Consider the following 12543-nt stretch of genomic DNA (forward strand, 5'->3'; position numbering starts at 1 on the left):
GGCCCACATAAAAAATCCCTGCTTGCTGGCAGGGCTGGGTACTGATCCGATGGAATGTGGATAGCCACCGGCTCCTTATTCTTCTTTTCGGCTGGTAAACTGCTGGTAATCCAGAAGGGGTAGGGTGTGGGGAGGGGGTGCTGTGTGCCGGTAGCACACGGTTAGCACCGACCGGAGCGGAGCGAAGACACCGGGAAACTGGAAATCCACAAAGGAACCCACTTTCCCCCAGGTGTCCTCTTATCTTTCCCGTCCTCTCTCCCGTCTGCGGTACAGTTCCAGTGCCTTAATGATCGTCTCTTCCATTTGCTTTGGCGTGGTTCCCGGAGAGAAATATTTGTCAATCCTCTTTTTCGGGATTTTAAACTGCTCCACCTGGTTCGGCTTTTCCTCAGTCATGATCGACAGGATCACATCCTCATTCAGCTTTCCTGCCTCTGCAAACTTCCGCATTTTAATCGCCTGTGCGTGGCTGGGCGTACAGTCCTCCAGTTTCATTGTGTCAAAAAGTGCCTGCTGTTGCTCTTTCGGCAAGTAAGACAGCTCTACTGCCGGACGCATGGCAATCTTTCCCTCGTCCACCATATCCAGAATAGGTGTGATGAGTTCAGTAAGACGGATATAGCGGCGGATTGTCTCTCTGCTTTCGCCCACTTCTTTTGCCAGAACCTCATTTGTTCTTACTCCAAAAGAATTTGACACCACTGGTGTCATATTTTTACTTGGGCGTCCTGCTTGTCTGTTCATTGCGTCCAGTTTCATCTTATAGGCAAAGGCTTTCTCTGACGGTAAAACTTTCTCCCTTTGCAGGTTAGAGTCTACCATGATGATCGTAGCCTCGTCATCCGTCAGATTTCGCACAATACAGGGCATGACTGTTTTCCCGGCAATCTCACTGGCGAATTTTCTCCGGTGTCCTGCCACCATTTCATAACCGCCTTCCGGTTTCGGGCGCACCAAAGCAGGATTGACCACGCCTTTTTCCCGGATACTTGCCGCCAGTTCCAGCATACTTTCATCCTGCTTTACTTTATACGGATGGTCAGGAAAATCGCTGATCTCTGTCAGAGGAATTTCTGCTACATACTCCCGTTTTGCCTCGTCACGTTCCTCCTGTGTGCTGAACAGGTCATCGGCTGCGGGAAGGTTCAGCTTTATTTCTCTGCTTTTCGCCATCCCGTACCACCTCCTTTGTAAATGACGCATAGGCTTTTGCCACTGTTCCGTTTTTGTCATAACGGTAAATGCTCTGTCCTGCGGCACTTGTTTCCGCCGCTTTCACGCCAACCGGAATGACAGTCTGGTAAACCTTGATCTTACGCCCATAATTCTGTCGGATACTTTCTGCGGTTACACGGGCCAGATTTGTCCGCATATCTGCAAGTGTCAAAAGTACACCGTCCACCTTCAGCGCCGGATTGATCTGTCTTTGCACCTTCCCGATTGTTTTCATAAGCTGTGTCATTCCCTTTGCCGGAAGATACTGGGCCTGTACCGGTACAATCACACTGTCAGACGCCGCCAGTGCATTGATCGTCAGCATACCTAAACTCGGCATGCAGTCAATCAGCACATAGTCATACCTGCTTTTCACTTCATTGAGATAATTTTTCAGAGTGAGTTCCCGGCTCATGGCATTGACAAGCATTACTTCCAACCCTGCCAGTTCAATATTGGACGGGATCAGATCAACGCCTTCCTCATGGTGTAAAATTCCGGCGTGGCTATCCATTTCCCGGTCAGCCACAATCCCTTCTAACTGTGTGGCAAGTGTCACAGAAAGGTTATCCTGCTCCGGCCATCCCAGTGAGGTTGTCAGATCGCCCTGTGGATCAGCGTCCACTAAAAGAACTCTTTTTCCTTCTCTGGCAAGCCCGATCCCTAAGTTGACGGTTGTGGTGGTTTTCCCCGTTCCGCCTTTCTGGTTGGCAATCGCAATTACTTTGCAATTCACCATACGGTTCCCTCCTTTCCTAAAAATTTAATAGCCATCTTCCTGCGTAGGGAAATGGCTATGTATAAAAAGGGCATGAAAAAAGCCGGAGGATTTTCGTAAATTGAAAACCTTCCGGCTATGTAATTTCTGTATTCACTTATTGTTTCCTACTTGATACGATTGACAATTTAGGATTTACCGAATTTTAATGTATACTGTTAAATTCTATAAACTTGTCCCACAATTCATCATAATTTTTGAATTCGTAATAACTATCTCCAATCTTAAAATATTGTCCCGGACTAATCGTCATCGTTTCTCCGTCCGTATAATAGAGTGTATAATAAGAAACCGCTCCACTTGACAATGCATCTCTTTCATCCACAGCATTCCCGAGTTCCACTTGGTTCAACAACTCAATAAATCCGTTGCTTTCGCTTTCCGAAAAAGAATATGAATATCCACCATTCTGACCGCCTGTAGTTCCTGTATGTTCAACTTTATCGATATCGGATATGTCAATACTCGCCAGGTCAATGTTCGTCCCTTGCTTTTCACAACCTGATAATATGCTTACAATTAAGGATGATATACACAGAATTATTTTGATTTTTCTCATTTTTTGAAACACCTCCATGTTTCTTTACCTTGGTCAATTAGAACTTCTTGCTCCGTTTAATTTCTTGATAAATTCCAATTTGAATATCAGTAAATTATGACCTCTCAACAGAGGTTACAGTGTTTTAATAAAATCCTCCAAAAGCCTTGAAAATAAAGGATTTATCGCAATGTGTCTGCCTTATCTCTTTATACGGTTACACACAAGTTTACTCTTTCCCTCATTGCTCATAAGGGCAAATACAAGGGCAAGAAAATCTCATAACAAGATATAACAAAGTGTGGCAATCGGAGAACTGTGATGTATGTGCGAATATATTATAACGGAGGATTTTTCAATGGACAAGTACATTTACGATGATAAAAATGGTCTGTGGTATGAACTGCAAGGAGATTATTATATCCCATGTCTTATCTTACCAGCCGAAAAAGAACAGCCTATTGGTTTGTGGGGACAGCGGCACTTGCGGTATCTGAAAGAATACCGCCGAGCCACCTACATAACCTTGTTCACAAGCGGCAGACTGAACAATTACCTTGCTGACATCGACAGGCAGGCGCAGGAACGCATGGAAAGGCTCACAGAGCAGATGAAACGGGTGCAGGGTATTACGGAGCAGTTAAAGGCGGAAAACGCTTTGGAATGGACACAGAGAATGAATAACATACGGGCGTGTGCAAAGGAGATTGTGGAAAAAGAAATCATCTTTGCATAAGAAGACAGCGGTAGGATTTAGTTTTCCTACCGCTGTTTCACTTAAATCAAAAAAATATATTGACATTTTTCTATGTGTTGCATATAATAACACATAGACATTTATCTATAGGAGGTGATTGAGAGAGATGGATGAAAAAAGAATTGCGGCAATTTTCAAAGCGTTTTGTGATGAAAACCGCATTAGGATTATAAAACTGCTGCGTTCAGGTGAAAAATGTGCTTGCAAGTTGCTAGAAGAAATCAATGTCACGCAGCCTACGCTTTCCCACCATATGAAAATTCTTTGTGACGCTGAAATAGTTGTCGGGCGCAAAGAGGGAAAATGGACACACTATTCTATTTCAGAAAAAGGTGTGGAGCAGGCAAAAGAATGTTTGCGGCAGTTGACAACACTTGATGTTGAAAGCGAAAACAAGTCGTGCTGTGAAAAGTGAGGAAGTTTATTGATTGCTTTTCCGCACGGCTTATATTCGGGACGATAAATCGACATATTTCAATATAACTATATGAAAGGGGCTTTTTATGGAGACACTAAAAACAATTTGGGACTTTTTTCAAAATGAAGTCCTTGGTATGAACTGGCTGAATCGCCTCATTGAAACATTTTTGAACGCTTGCGGTTTAGATACCACGGGCAAAATAGGAGGAAGTGTTCAGTTTTTCATCTATGATACTGTAAAAATTATGGTACTGCTCGGCGTTTTGATTTTGATTATCTCGTATATTCAAAGTTATTTCCCGCCCGAAAGAGCTAAAAAGATACTCGGCAGATTTCACGGAATATGGGCGAATATCATCGCCGCTCTGCTCGGTACGGTAACACCGTTTTGCTCGTGTTCTTCCATTCCGTTGTTTATCGGGTTTACAAGCGCAGGTTTGCCGCTTGGCGTTACATTCTCCTTTTTGATTTCTTCGCCGATGGTTGACCTCGGAAGCCTTGTCTTACTGATGAGTATTTTCGGCTGGAAAGTTGCTGTTTTATATGTAATATTCGGTTTGGTAATCGCTGTGGCTGGCGGAACGCTAATTGAAAAGTTGCACCTCGATAATCAAGTGGAAGAATATATCCGAAACGGTCACTCGATTGATGTTCCGCAGGAGGAACTGCATTTCAAAGACCGTATGAAATTTGCGTGGGAACAGGTTGTTGAAACCGCTAAAAAGGTTGCTCCTTATGTTCTGATCGGCGTGGGCATTGGTGCTTTCATTCACAACTGGATTCCTGAAGAATTTATTGTCAAAGCACTTGGCGAAAATAATCCGTTTGGCGTAATTATTGCCACAATAGTCGGTATTCCGATGTATGCGGATATTTTCGGTACAATCCCGATTGCGGAGGCTCTGCTGGCGAAAGGCGCTTTGCTCGGCGTTGTCCTTTCCTTTATGATGGGCGTTACAACGCTCTCGCTCCCCTCGATGATTATGCTTCGTAAGGCGGTCAAACCGAAACTGCTTGGTATTTTCATTGGAATATGTGCTGCTGGTATTATTATTGTAGGCTATCTTTTCAACGCAATACAATATTTAATTGTTTAATTTTAGGAGGTTATTATTATGGCATTATTTAACTTTGGAAAGAAAAAGGAAGAAGAAAAGAAAACACCTGCTTGCGCTTGTAGCTGCGGTTGTGCTGCCAGCGAAGCAGAAAGCATTACAAACGATTGCTGTCCTGATTTGAAAGAGGGAGAAATCTGCTGTATCAAAGTGTTGGCAGGTTGTAAATCCTGTCACGAACAATTTGAATACACAAAGCAGGCAGTAAAGGATATGGGACTTTCCGTAGAGGTCGAATACATTACCGATATGCAGAAAGTAATGGAATACGGTGTTATGAGTATGCCTGCCCTTGTTGTCAACGAAAAGGTTGTTGCTATGGGTAAGGTTTTGAAAGCTGCTGATGTGGTTGCTCTGCTGCACAAGCTGGGGTTTTAACGATGGATAAGAAAAAGGTAGCCTTTATTTGTGTGCATAACTCCTGCCGCAGTCAGATTGCAGAAGCACTTGGAAAACATTTGGCGGGAGATAAGTTTGATTTCTATTCTGCCGGAACAGAAACAAAATCACAAATCAATCAGGACGCTGTGCGGCTTATGAAACAGCTTTATGGGATAGATATGGAGCAAAGCCAGTATAGCAAGACGATTGATAAAATCCCTACGCCCGATATTGCGATTTCAATGGGGTGTGATGTCGGTTGTCCCTATATCGGTAGAGCGTTTGATGATAATTGGGGACTTCCCGATCCGACGGGCAAAAGTGATGAATGTTTTATACAGGTCATTGAGAGAATATCTCAAAAAATAAAAGACTTGAAATTAGAAAAGTAACATGAAAGCCACAGAATGGATATATTGCCCTATCTGCGGCAATAAAACTCGCACAATGATACGGGAAGATACAGAATTAAGAAACTTCCCTCTCTACTGTCCGAAGTGCAAAAAGGAAACAAGCATCAATGCTCAGGATATGAAAGTCACGCTTGCAGAACACAAATAAGATTTTTATGTATGCCGCCGCATGGGTGATACCATAGCGGCGGTTTTTCGTGCCTATCGGCTGTCTCTGTCAAAGGATTTCTTTCTCTGTCTCGGCTGGTTTCTCTGCTTACCCTCCGCCTGAAGCTGACGCAGGCGTTTCAGCACGCTCTCTCGTTCAGGCGGCTTTGCCTGCTCTTTTTTGGCGGGTTTCTGTTTTTCCCTGACCTGTTGCTCCCATGCGGCAAGGTCACGATTGAACTGCTCCACAACAGCCTCCGCCTTACGGTAGGTTGCCATGTACGCCTGCACATCGGGATAACCGTCCTCTTTCAGAACATCGGGCAGTTTATCCAGCTTTTCAGCGATTTCCTTTTCTGTCCGCTGTATCTGCTCTGTGAGCGCCTTGCGCTCCTTACCCTTGAAAATCCCTTTTGTATCGGCAAGCTGTTGTTTCAGCTTCGGAAGTACCGTATCCTGCAAATGCCGGATTTCTTTCGCCTTATCCTGCGCCTTTATCATCAGCTTTTGCATGGTACGGAACTCTGCCATATCTATTTCAAGGACAGGCTTCGGCGGCATATCGTGTTCACGGATTAAGTTTTGCAGGAAGTCCTTAGCCTTGTTTACGATACTGCGGAACAGACCCGGCAGCCAGCCCTTGCTTTTGATAGACTGGCTCGCCTTTTCGTGTATCTCTGTCTGCTTGACTTCTAAAATCTTTGCTTCGGAGATACCTGATAATAACGCCATATCCGCTGTCCTGTTCCATTCCTGCCTTGCGGCATTATCGGCTTTGATTTCGTCCTCTTTGGGATTATTTTTGCCGATTTTCTTGGCCGGAAGATAGACGCTGTTTTTATCAAATACCTTTAAGTGCTGCTCAGGATCGGAGATATGGCAGTTAATAAGTTCTGTATACACTTCCTTTATCTCTCGGAGAAAAGGCTCTCCCTTAAAGCGTGTATCTTTGGTAGTAAACAGATGGCTTTCGTATACCTCGCCTTTTTTGATGACGGTACAGCCTTTCCGTATCTGCCCGTCCTCCCCCGTGATTTCCTTTTTGGTGCGGACACGCTTTCCAGTCTCGTCAAAGAACACGCTGCGGGAAGCAACCTTTACATCAGGTTCGGGGAGCAACCTCCTCTCGCTGAAAATCAGATGGATATGATAATTTGTCTTGCGCTTGTTGTGGTGGAGGGCGGACACGCACTCCACACCGTACCGCCTGCGGAACTCCTCTGTAAAGTCCGTGAGTACCTGCTGCGGCTCGTATTGCGTATAGATTTCGGGCAAGGCGATAATCAGTTCCCTTGCTTCGATACATTTGCCCTCTGTGCCGCTGCGCTGAAACTCCTGCTGGCTTTCCCTTGCAAGGTTGCTCCAAAAGGTGCTGTCGGCGGTGCGGTAGGTGGCATAGAGATTTTCCTGCCTTGCATGGCTTGTAATATACGATATTCGCCCTTTGACATTGGGCAGTTTTGACATCTGGATAAAACTGTGTCTCGGCATACATCATCTCCGTTTTCTGTTGTCAAGGTGCGTCCTTTTTTTGCAACCGTTTACGGTTGTGGCTGTCGCTGCGGCAGCGGTGACAGCCCCGTATCATACGCCGCAGGCGGTTGATACGGAAGCCCCCTGCAAGGGCGAAATACCCGGAGTACAAATCGAAGATTTGTGCGAGGGGTGTATTTCGCTCTCAAACGCCGAGGGCTTAGGGTTACTTTCCGAAAAGAGAATGGATGGTCATTCCACTCTGCGGACATCATCGGGCTTCAGAAGATTTCTTCCCTGATTGACCGTCAGAAACCGTTCCAGCGTGTCCCTGCGGATAATGGTCTTGCGCCCCACTTTGAGGACGGGCAGCTTTCCCCATTCCACCAGCTTCCGCATGGTGTTCCTGCCGATACCCGTACATTCTGCGGCTTCCTCTATGGTAAGTCCCATTTTGACTGCGCTCATTCTATCAACCTCCTTTTAGAATACTCATTTTGCAACTACTGTTTTATCATTATACTTATTCTGCCATCTCTTGTCAACCTATTTTGCAACCATTCATAGTTTATTTACAACTTTCATTGAGATAAAGGTTGCAAAATAAGTATCGGCGTGTTATACTGATACCAGTCAGGAGGTGAACACCTTGAAAAAAGAAACCACATTCACCGCAAAACAGGTCGGTAGGAGGATTAAGGAACGCCGCACAGAGTTAAACATTACCATGCCGGAACTTGGCAGGCGTGTAGGCGTGAACAAATCCACCATTCAGCGGTATGAAGCGGACGGAGTTGATCCGAAGCGCACAATGGTTATCAACGGTCTTGCGGAAGCGTTGCTCACAACTCCCGAATGGCTGACAGGTCTTTCCGATGATAAGGAATATGACACCTATACTCTTTGCCAGCGGGATATTGAGGAACACATCAGGAAATATCTGGACACAGTTTCCTATACAGTAAAGGGCGAGCCGCACCAGCAGCTTCTCACGACATTTCTCGGCAAGATGGTTGACCTGTATACGGTTATGACCTGCTACTTTGCTGATGCTATGGAGGAAGTTGACCGTGTGGCGGAGGACAAAGGGCTGAAAGAGTCTCTTGGACGGTACGCCATAGAGTCCGGGGCAATCATGGAACAGGTATACCGCAAGAAGATGGAAGTACCGATTGAGGATATGAAACGGTTTTTAGACGGGATTTTACATATCCACGATGAGGGGCGCACAAGAATGTCGATGGGCGCACTTTTCGGGATAGTGGAGGAAGCCGAAGAAAGGCTTTCCGAAAAAGAAAATTCCGTGGCACCTTGACAAGTAAAGACGCCAGTTGACTTTCACTGGCGGAAGTGACACAATTACTTTACGCACACCATATGTCACAGTCCCGATTGCCACGGATAGAAAGGAGTTTTTTATCTATGGCAAAAGGTTCTGTAAGAAAGAAAGGCAAAAAGTGGTACGGACGCTTTTATATTGAAGATGAAAGCGGCAGAAAAGTGCAGAAAGAGTTTGCAGGCACAGAGAGCAAGGCGGAAACAGAAGCCATGCTCCGCAAAGCGATAGCGGACTATGAGGAAAAGCAGTTTGTCGGGAAAGCGGAAAACATCACGGTAGGCGATATGCTGGATATGTGGGTAGAGGAAGAACTGAAACCCGGCAACTTAAGCAACGGGACGGTCATGTCCTATCAGGGAACGGTCAACCGTATCAAGCAATATCCCATTGGCAAACGCAAGCTGAAAACCGTGACCGCCGACCATTTGCAGGCGTTCATTGATTTTCTGAGCTACGGTGGGACAAACCCGGACGGGACAACTTCAAAGCCCATGAGCAAAGGATATATGCTCCTGTTCTCGGCGGTGTTGCAAAATTCCTTCCGCTTTGCGGTTTTCCCGAAAAAACTGATTACCTTTAACCCTATGCAGTATGTGAAGCTGAGGGGCAGGAAGCAGGAAACGGATATTTTCTCGGACAGTGAGGAAGATACTTCCAGTATTCCTACTATCACCCATGAACAGTTCCAAAAGCTGGAGGAATTTCTCAAGGCAAAAGATAATCCCGCCTTGCTGCCTGTGCAGATAGCGTACTACACGGGGCTTCGTATCGGGGAAGTATGCGGCTTGACTTGGCAGGATATTAACCTTGAGGAACAATATCTCACGGTACGCCGAAGCATGCGCTATAACGGAACAAGGCACACAACCGAAGTGGGAACGACAAAACGGAGCAAAGTCCGCACCGTTGATTTCTGCGACACGCTGGCGGCAATCCTGCGGGCGGCGAGAACAGAACAGCGCAAAAACCGTTTCCGCTACGGGGAGTTTTATCACCTGAACTACTACAAAGAAGTAAAGGAAAAAGGGCGCACCTATTATGAGGTTTACAGCCTGCAAAGGACAGAGGAAGTCCCGGAGGATTACAAGGAAATCTCCTTTGTCTGCCTGAGAGCAGACGGGGCGTATGAAGCGCCGAGTACGGTAGGGATTATGTGCAGGGCGGCAAAGAAGAAAGTGAAAGGGCTTGAAGATTTCCATTTCCACACGCTCCGTCACACCTACACAAGCAATCTGCTTTCCGGCGGCGCAAAGCCGAAAGATGTGCAGGAACTTCTCGGACACTCCGATGTCAGTACCACAATGAACATCTACGCTCACTCTACAAGGGAAGCGAAGCGCACTTCCGCAAGGCTGCTGGATAAGGTGGTCGGCGGGGAATAAAAAGTTGCCCTTGTTTCGGCTCGTAAGGGCAAAAACAAGGGCAAACAGATAAGGTTTGAATGAAAAACAGGCGTGAAGCCTTGAAAAATCAATGGTTTTTGAGGATTAGATAGTTAAATTTCAATTTGGAGATTGAATAGTATTATTATATACCAAAAATGAATAGATTTACAATATACCTCTCAATTTCCTATGTAATATTCCCGCATTTTAAACGGGAATTTCCTGTTCTTCTGTTTCTAACCTCTTATCCTCAATCACGTCATAAAAATCAAAAATTAATTCCGACACAAAAGATTCCTGCAGTTCTTCCGAGTTTTCCAACTGTGCGATCTCCTGCGGATATTCCATACCGGCAATTCCAAACAATCCTCTTATCATATGGAACGCCTCGTTGATTCTGTCTGTATCCACCAATGCAGTTATGGAGAAATAAATATCATCCATATCCTCAATTCTCTGGCTGTTGGAAAACAGTTTGTCGATCAGGGGCAATGTATAGGCTCCGGAGATCAGATTAACAGCATTGTTTACATTACTTGCGGCTTTTCTCGTTTTCTTCATAAATAATTCCTCTCTTTCTTTTTGCTCTGGCAGGCAGCCATATATTATAGAACGCAAAAAAACCGCCTGCTCTCAATTAAAAGAACAAACGGCTTTCTGCACATTTCTATCTCTTTATTCATTTTTACTCATTGCAATTTTAGTTCCAAAATAGTACCACGGAGCATATGATAAGCCGGGAAACCCAGTGTTTATGCGGCCTCCCGGCTCTCTGTTTACTATTCAAACTCAATCGTTCCTGGTGGTTTGCTTGTCAAATCGTAGAATACGCGATTGACACCTTTCACCTCGTTGATGATTCTGCTCATGACTTTCTGAAGTACCTCAAACGGGATATCAGCTGCTTCAGCTGTCATGAAGTCGATCGTTTTTACTGCTCTAAGTGCTACTGCGTAGTCATAGGTTCTTTCATCTCCCATAACTCCAACAGAACGCATATTTGTGAGCGCTGCAAAGTACTGGTTGACTTCTCTTGCCAGTCCTGCGTTTGCAATCTCTTCTCTGTAGATTGCGTCTGCATCCTGCACGATCCGTACTTTCTCAGCTGTAACTTCGCCGATGATACGGATTCCAAGTCCCGGTCCCGGGAATGGCTGACGGAATACCAGATCTTCCGGAATGCCAAGCTCCAGTCCTACTTTACGAACTTCGTCTTTGAAAAGATCGCGGAGCGGCTCGATAATTTCTTTGAAATCAACAAAGTCCGGAAGTCCTCCTACGTTGTGGTGAGATTTGATCACTGCGGATTCTCCGCCAAGACCACTCTCTACAACGTCCGGATAAATCGTTCCCTGTGCGAGGAAATCTACGGCTCCGATTTTCTTTGCTTCTTCCTCAAATACACGGATGAATTCTTCGCCGATAATTTTACGCTTCTGTTCCGGTTCTGTCACACCTGCAAGTTTGTTGTAATATCTTTCCTGTGCGTTAACACGGATGAAGTTCAAGTCAAAGTTTCCTTCCGGTCCGAATACTGCTTCTACTTCATCTCCTTCGTTTTTACGAAGAAGTCCATGGTCTACAAACACGCATGTCAGCTGTTTTCCGATCGCTCTGGAAAGCAGTCCTGCTGCTACGGAAGAGTCAACACCGCCGGACAGTGCCAGCAGAACTTTGCCGTCTCCCACTTTTTCTCTGATATCTGCAACTGCATTTTCAACAAATGCGTCCATCTTCCAGTCGCCTGAACATTCGCAGACACCGCGTACGAAATTGTACAGCATCTCTTTTCCGCGGACTGTATGAAGTACTTCCGGATGGAACTGAATTGCATACAGCTTTTTCTCTGCATTTTCAGCTGCTGCAACCGGGCAGTCTGCTGTGTGGGCCGTAATCTCAAATCCCGGCGCAACCTGTGCAATATAATCAAAATGGCTCATCCAGCATGTTGTAGAAGCTTCTACACCTTCAAACACCTTGGAATCTTTCTTATCAATCAAAACCTCGGTCTTTCCGTACTCTCTGACTTCTGCTTTTGTTACCTTTCCGCCAAGCACATGCATCATCAGCTGTGCTCCGTAGCAGAGTCCAAGAACCGGAATACCGAGTTCAAATAACTCTTTTGTATATGTCGGAGAATCTGCCTCGTAGCAGCTGTTCGGGCCGCCGGTCAGGATGATTCCCTTTGGATTCATTGCCTTGATCTTTTCAATATCAATACGGTAGGAATAGATCTCGCAATATACATTACATTCACGAACACGTCTTGCCACCAGCTGGTTGTACTGTCCGCCGAAGTCAAGCACAATTACTAATTCGTTTTTCACGGGTTACCCTCCTTCTTTTCCTTTGTGGTTCTTCTATTATAGAATAGCACCCTCTGATTTACAAGTGAATTTTCCGAAAATGGGCGAAATGGGAAGTTTACTCTATTTTCTCTCACTCCCCGCTCCTTTTCCCCACATCAATCCATTTTTCACACCCCGAATACTTTTCCAGTTCCGGGAGTTTGACAGTTGAATAATAGAAAAATACCTTGCAGGCCGCATAAAACCTGCTTTTTTTGTGTCAAATTTTTA

15 protein-coding genes are annotated in these 12543 nt (G+C 45.4%); 8 read left to right on the plus strand and 7 right to left on the minus strand.

Annotation, left to right across the window (positions count from 1 at the left end; genetic code table 11):
• Positions 1–240: 240 nt before the first annotated feature.
• The 3 genes from FGQ85_RS09145 to FGQ85_RS09155 all read right to left on the minus strand — a co-directional run bounded on the left by FGQ85_RS09145 (position 241) and on the right by FGQ85_RS09155 (position 2555).
• Positions 241–1176, minus strand: coding sequence for a ParB/RepB/Spo0J family partition protein (locus FGQ85_RS09145; RefSeq protein ID WP_138373300.1), 936 nt, complete (start codon positions 1174–1176; stop codon positions 241–243).
• Positions 1130–1957, minus strand: a complete 828-nt coding sequence (locus tag FGQ85_RS09150; RefSeq protein ID WP_138373301.1) for an AAA family ATPase — start codon at positions 1955–1957, stop codon at positions 1130–1132. Before FGQ85_RS09150 ends, FGQ85_RS09145 begins: the two co-directional genes overlap by 47 nt.
• 184 nt (positions 1958–2141) lie before the next feature.
• A complete protein-coding gene (locus FGQ85_RS09155) occupies positions 2142–2555 on the minus strand; it encodes a hypothetical protein (protein WP_138373302.1) in 414 nt (137 codons plus the stop codon).
• 337 nt (positions 2556–2892) lie between these two features.
• Between FGQ85_RS09155 and FGQ85_RS09160 the strand changes: the two genes are divergently transcribed.
• From FGQ85_RS09160 to FGQ85_RS09185, 6 genes are all read left to right on the plus strand, one after another.
• Positions 2893–3270, plus strand: a complete 378-nt coding sequence (locus tag FGQ85_RS09160) for a TnpV protein (RefSeq protein ID WP_002586617.1) — start codon at positions 2893–2895, stop codon at positions 3268–3270.
• A 127-nt stretch (positions 3271–3397) separates the two neighbouring features.
• Positions 3398–3706, plus strand: coding sequence for a metalloregulator ArsR/SmtB family transcription factor (locus FGQ85_RS09165; protein WP_002586618.1), 309 nt, complete (start codon positions 3398–3400; stop codon positions 3704–3706).
• An 88-nt stretch (positions 3707–3794) separates the two neighbouring features.
• Positions 3795–4808, plus strand: coding sequence for a permease (locus FGQ85_RS09170; RefSeq protein ID WP_138373303.1), 1014 nt, complete (start codon positions 3795–3797; stop codon positions 4806–4808).
• 18 nt (positions 4809–4826) lie between these two features.
• The gene (locus tag FGQ85_RS09175) at positions 4827–5204 is read left to right on the plus strand and encodes a thioredoxin family protein (RefSeq protein WP_002586620.1); all 378 of its coding nucleotides are present in this window, start codon (positions 4827–4829) and stop codon (positions 5202–5204) included.
• Between the two features lie 2 nt (positions 5205–5206).
• Positions 5207–5599, plus strand: a complete 393-nt coding sequence (locus FGQ85_RS09180) for an arsenate reductase ArsC (RefSeq protein WP_002586621.1) — start codon at positions 5207–5209, stop codon at positions 5597–5599.
• A 1-nt stretch (position 5600) separates the two neighbouring features.
• Positions 5601–5768, plus strand: coding sequence for a cysteine-rich KTR domain-containing protein (locus FGQ85_RS09185; RefSeq protein WP_074141147.1), 168 nt, complete (start codon positions 5601–5603; stop codon positions 5766–5768).
• 53 nt (positions 5769–5821) lie between these two features.
• On the opposite strand, the gene FGQ85_RS09190 is transcribed toward FGQ85_RS09185, so the two are convergent.
• The gene (locus tag FGQ85_RS09190; RefSeq protein WP_002586622.1) at positions 5822–7258 is read right to left on the minus strand and encodes a MobA/MobL family protein; all 1437 of its coding nucleotides are present in this window, start codon (positions 7256–7258) and stop codon (positions 5822–5824) included.
• 234 nt (positions 7259–7492) lie between these two features.
• Positions 7493–7708, minus strand: coding sequence for a helix-turn-helix domain-containing protein (locus FGQ85_RS09195; protein ID WP_002586623.1), 216 nt, complete (start codon positions 7706–7708; stop codon positions 7493–7495).
• A 172-nt stretch (positions 7709–7880) separates the two neighbouring features.
• Between FGQ85_RS09195 and FGQ85_RS09200 the strand changes: the two genes are divergently transcribed.
• Together FGQ85_RS09200 and FGQ85_RS09205 are read left to right on the plus strand one after the other, a co-directional pair.
• Positions 7881–8555 (plus strand): helix-turn-helix transcriptional regulator, encoded by a 675-nt coding sequence (locus FGQ85_RS09200; protein WP_225363674.1) that lies wholly within the window; start codon positions 7881–7883, stop codon positions 8553–8555.
• A 107-nt stretch (positions 8556–8662) separates the two neighbouring features.
• Positions 8663–9961 carry a tyrosine-type recombinase/integrase gene (locus FGQ85_RS09205; RefSeq protein WP_002586625.1) on the plus strand — a complete coding sequence of 433 codons (1299 nt, stop codon included), beginning with the start codon at positions 8663–8665 and terminating at the stop codon, positions 9959–9961.
• 210 nt (positions 9962–10171) lie between these two features.
• Here FGQ85_RS09205 and FGQ85_RS09210 read toward each other — a convergent pair whose 3' ends face one another.
• Entirely contained in the window at positions 10172–10525 is a 354-nt protein-coding gene (locus FGQ85_RS09210; RefSeq protein ID WP_138373304.1) for a hypothetical protein, read from the minus strand.
• Between the two features lie 218 nt (positions 10526–10743).
• A complete protein-coding gene (gene guaA, locus FGQ85_RS09215; protein WP_138373305.1) occupies positions 10744–12291 on the minus strand; it encodes a glutamine-hydrolyzing GMP synthase in 1548 nt (515 codons plus the stop codon).
• Positions 12292–12543: the final 252 nt, after the last annotated feature.

The sequence above is a fragment of the Pseudoflavonifractor sp. BSD2780061688st1 E11 genome, assembly GCF_005844125.1.
Taxonomy (GTDB): Bacteria; Bacillota; Clostridia; order Lachnospirales; family Lachnospiraceae; genus Sellimonas; species Sellimonas catena.

What these genes read in the sequence shown, in the direction of transcription:
- FGQ85_RS09205 (WP_002586625.1), top strand. Translation starts at nt 8,663, where the DNA reads ATGGCAAAAGGTTCTGTAAGAAAGAAAGGCAAAAAGTGGTACGGACGC.
- FGQ85_RS09160 (WP_002586617.1), top strand. Translation starts at nt 2,893, where the DNA reads ATGGACAAGTACATTTACGATGATAAAAATGGTCTGTGGTATGAACTG.
- FGQ85_RS09145 (WP_138373300.1), bottom strand. Translation starts at nt 1,176, where the DNA reads ATGGCGAAAAGCAGAGAAATAAAGCTGAACCTTCCCGCAGCCGATGAC.
- FGQ85_RS09210 (WP_138373304.1), bottom strand. Translation starts at nt 10,525, where the DNA reads ATGAAGAAAACGAGAAAAGCCGCAAGTAATGTAAACAATGCTGTTAAT.
- FGQ85_RS09155 (WP_138373302.1), bottom strand. Translation starts at nt 2,555, where the DNA reads ATGAGAAAAATCAAAATAATTCTGTGTATATCATCCTTAATTGTAAGC.
- FGQ85_RS09150 (WP_138373301.1), bottom strand. Translation starts at nt 1,957, where the DNA reads ATGGTGAATTGCAAAGTAATTGCGATTGCCAACCAGAAAGGCGGAACG.
- FGQ85_RS09195 (WP_002586623.1), bottom strand. Translation starts at nt 7,708, where the DNA reads ATGAGCGCAGTCAAAATGGGACTTACCATAGAGGAAGCCGCAGAATGT.
- FGQ85_RS09170 (WP_138373303.1), top strand. Translation starts at nt 3,795, where the DNA reads ATGGAGACACTAAAAACAATTTGGGACTTTTTTCAAAATGAAGTCCTT.
- FGQ85_RS09165 (WP_002586618.1), top strand. Translation starts at nt 3,398, where the DNA reads ATGGATGAAAAAAGAATTGCGGCAATTTTCAAAGCGTTTTGTGATGAA.
- FGQ85_RS09180 (WP_002586621.1), top strand. Translation starts at nt 5,207, where the DNA reads ATGGATAAGAAAAAGGTAGCCTTTATTTGTGTGCATAACTCCTGCCGC.
- FGQ85_RS09185 (WP_074141147.1), top strand. Translation starts at nt 5,601, where the DNA reads ATGAAAGCCACAGAATGGATATATTGCCCTATCTGCGGCAATAAAACT.
- FGQ85_RS09190 (WP_002586622.1), bottom strand. Translation starts at nt 7,258, where the DNA reads ATGCCGAGACACAGTTTTATCCAGATGTCAAAACTGCCCAATGTCAAA.
- FGQ85_RS09175 (WP_002586620.1), top strand. Translation starts at nt 4,827, where the DNA reads ATGGCATTATTTAACTTTGGAAAGAAAAAGGAAGAAGAAAAGAAAACA.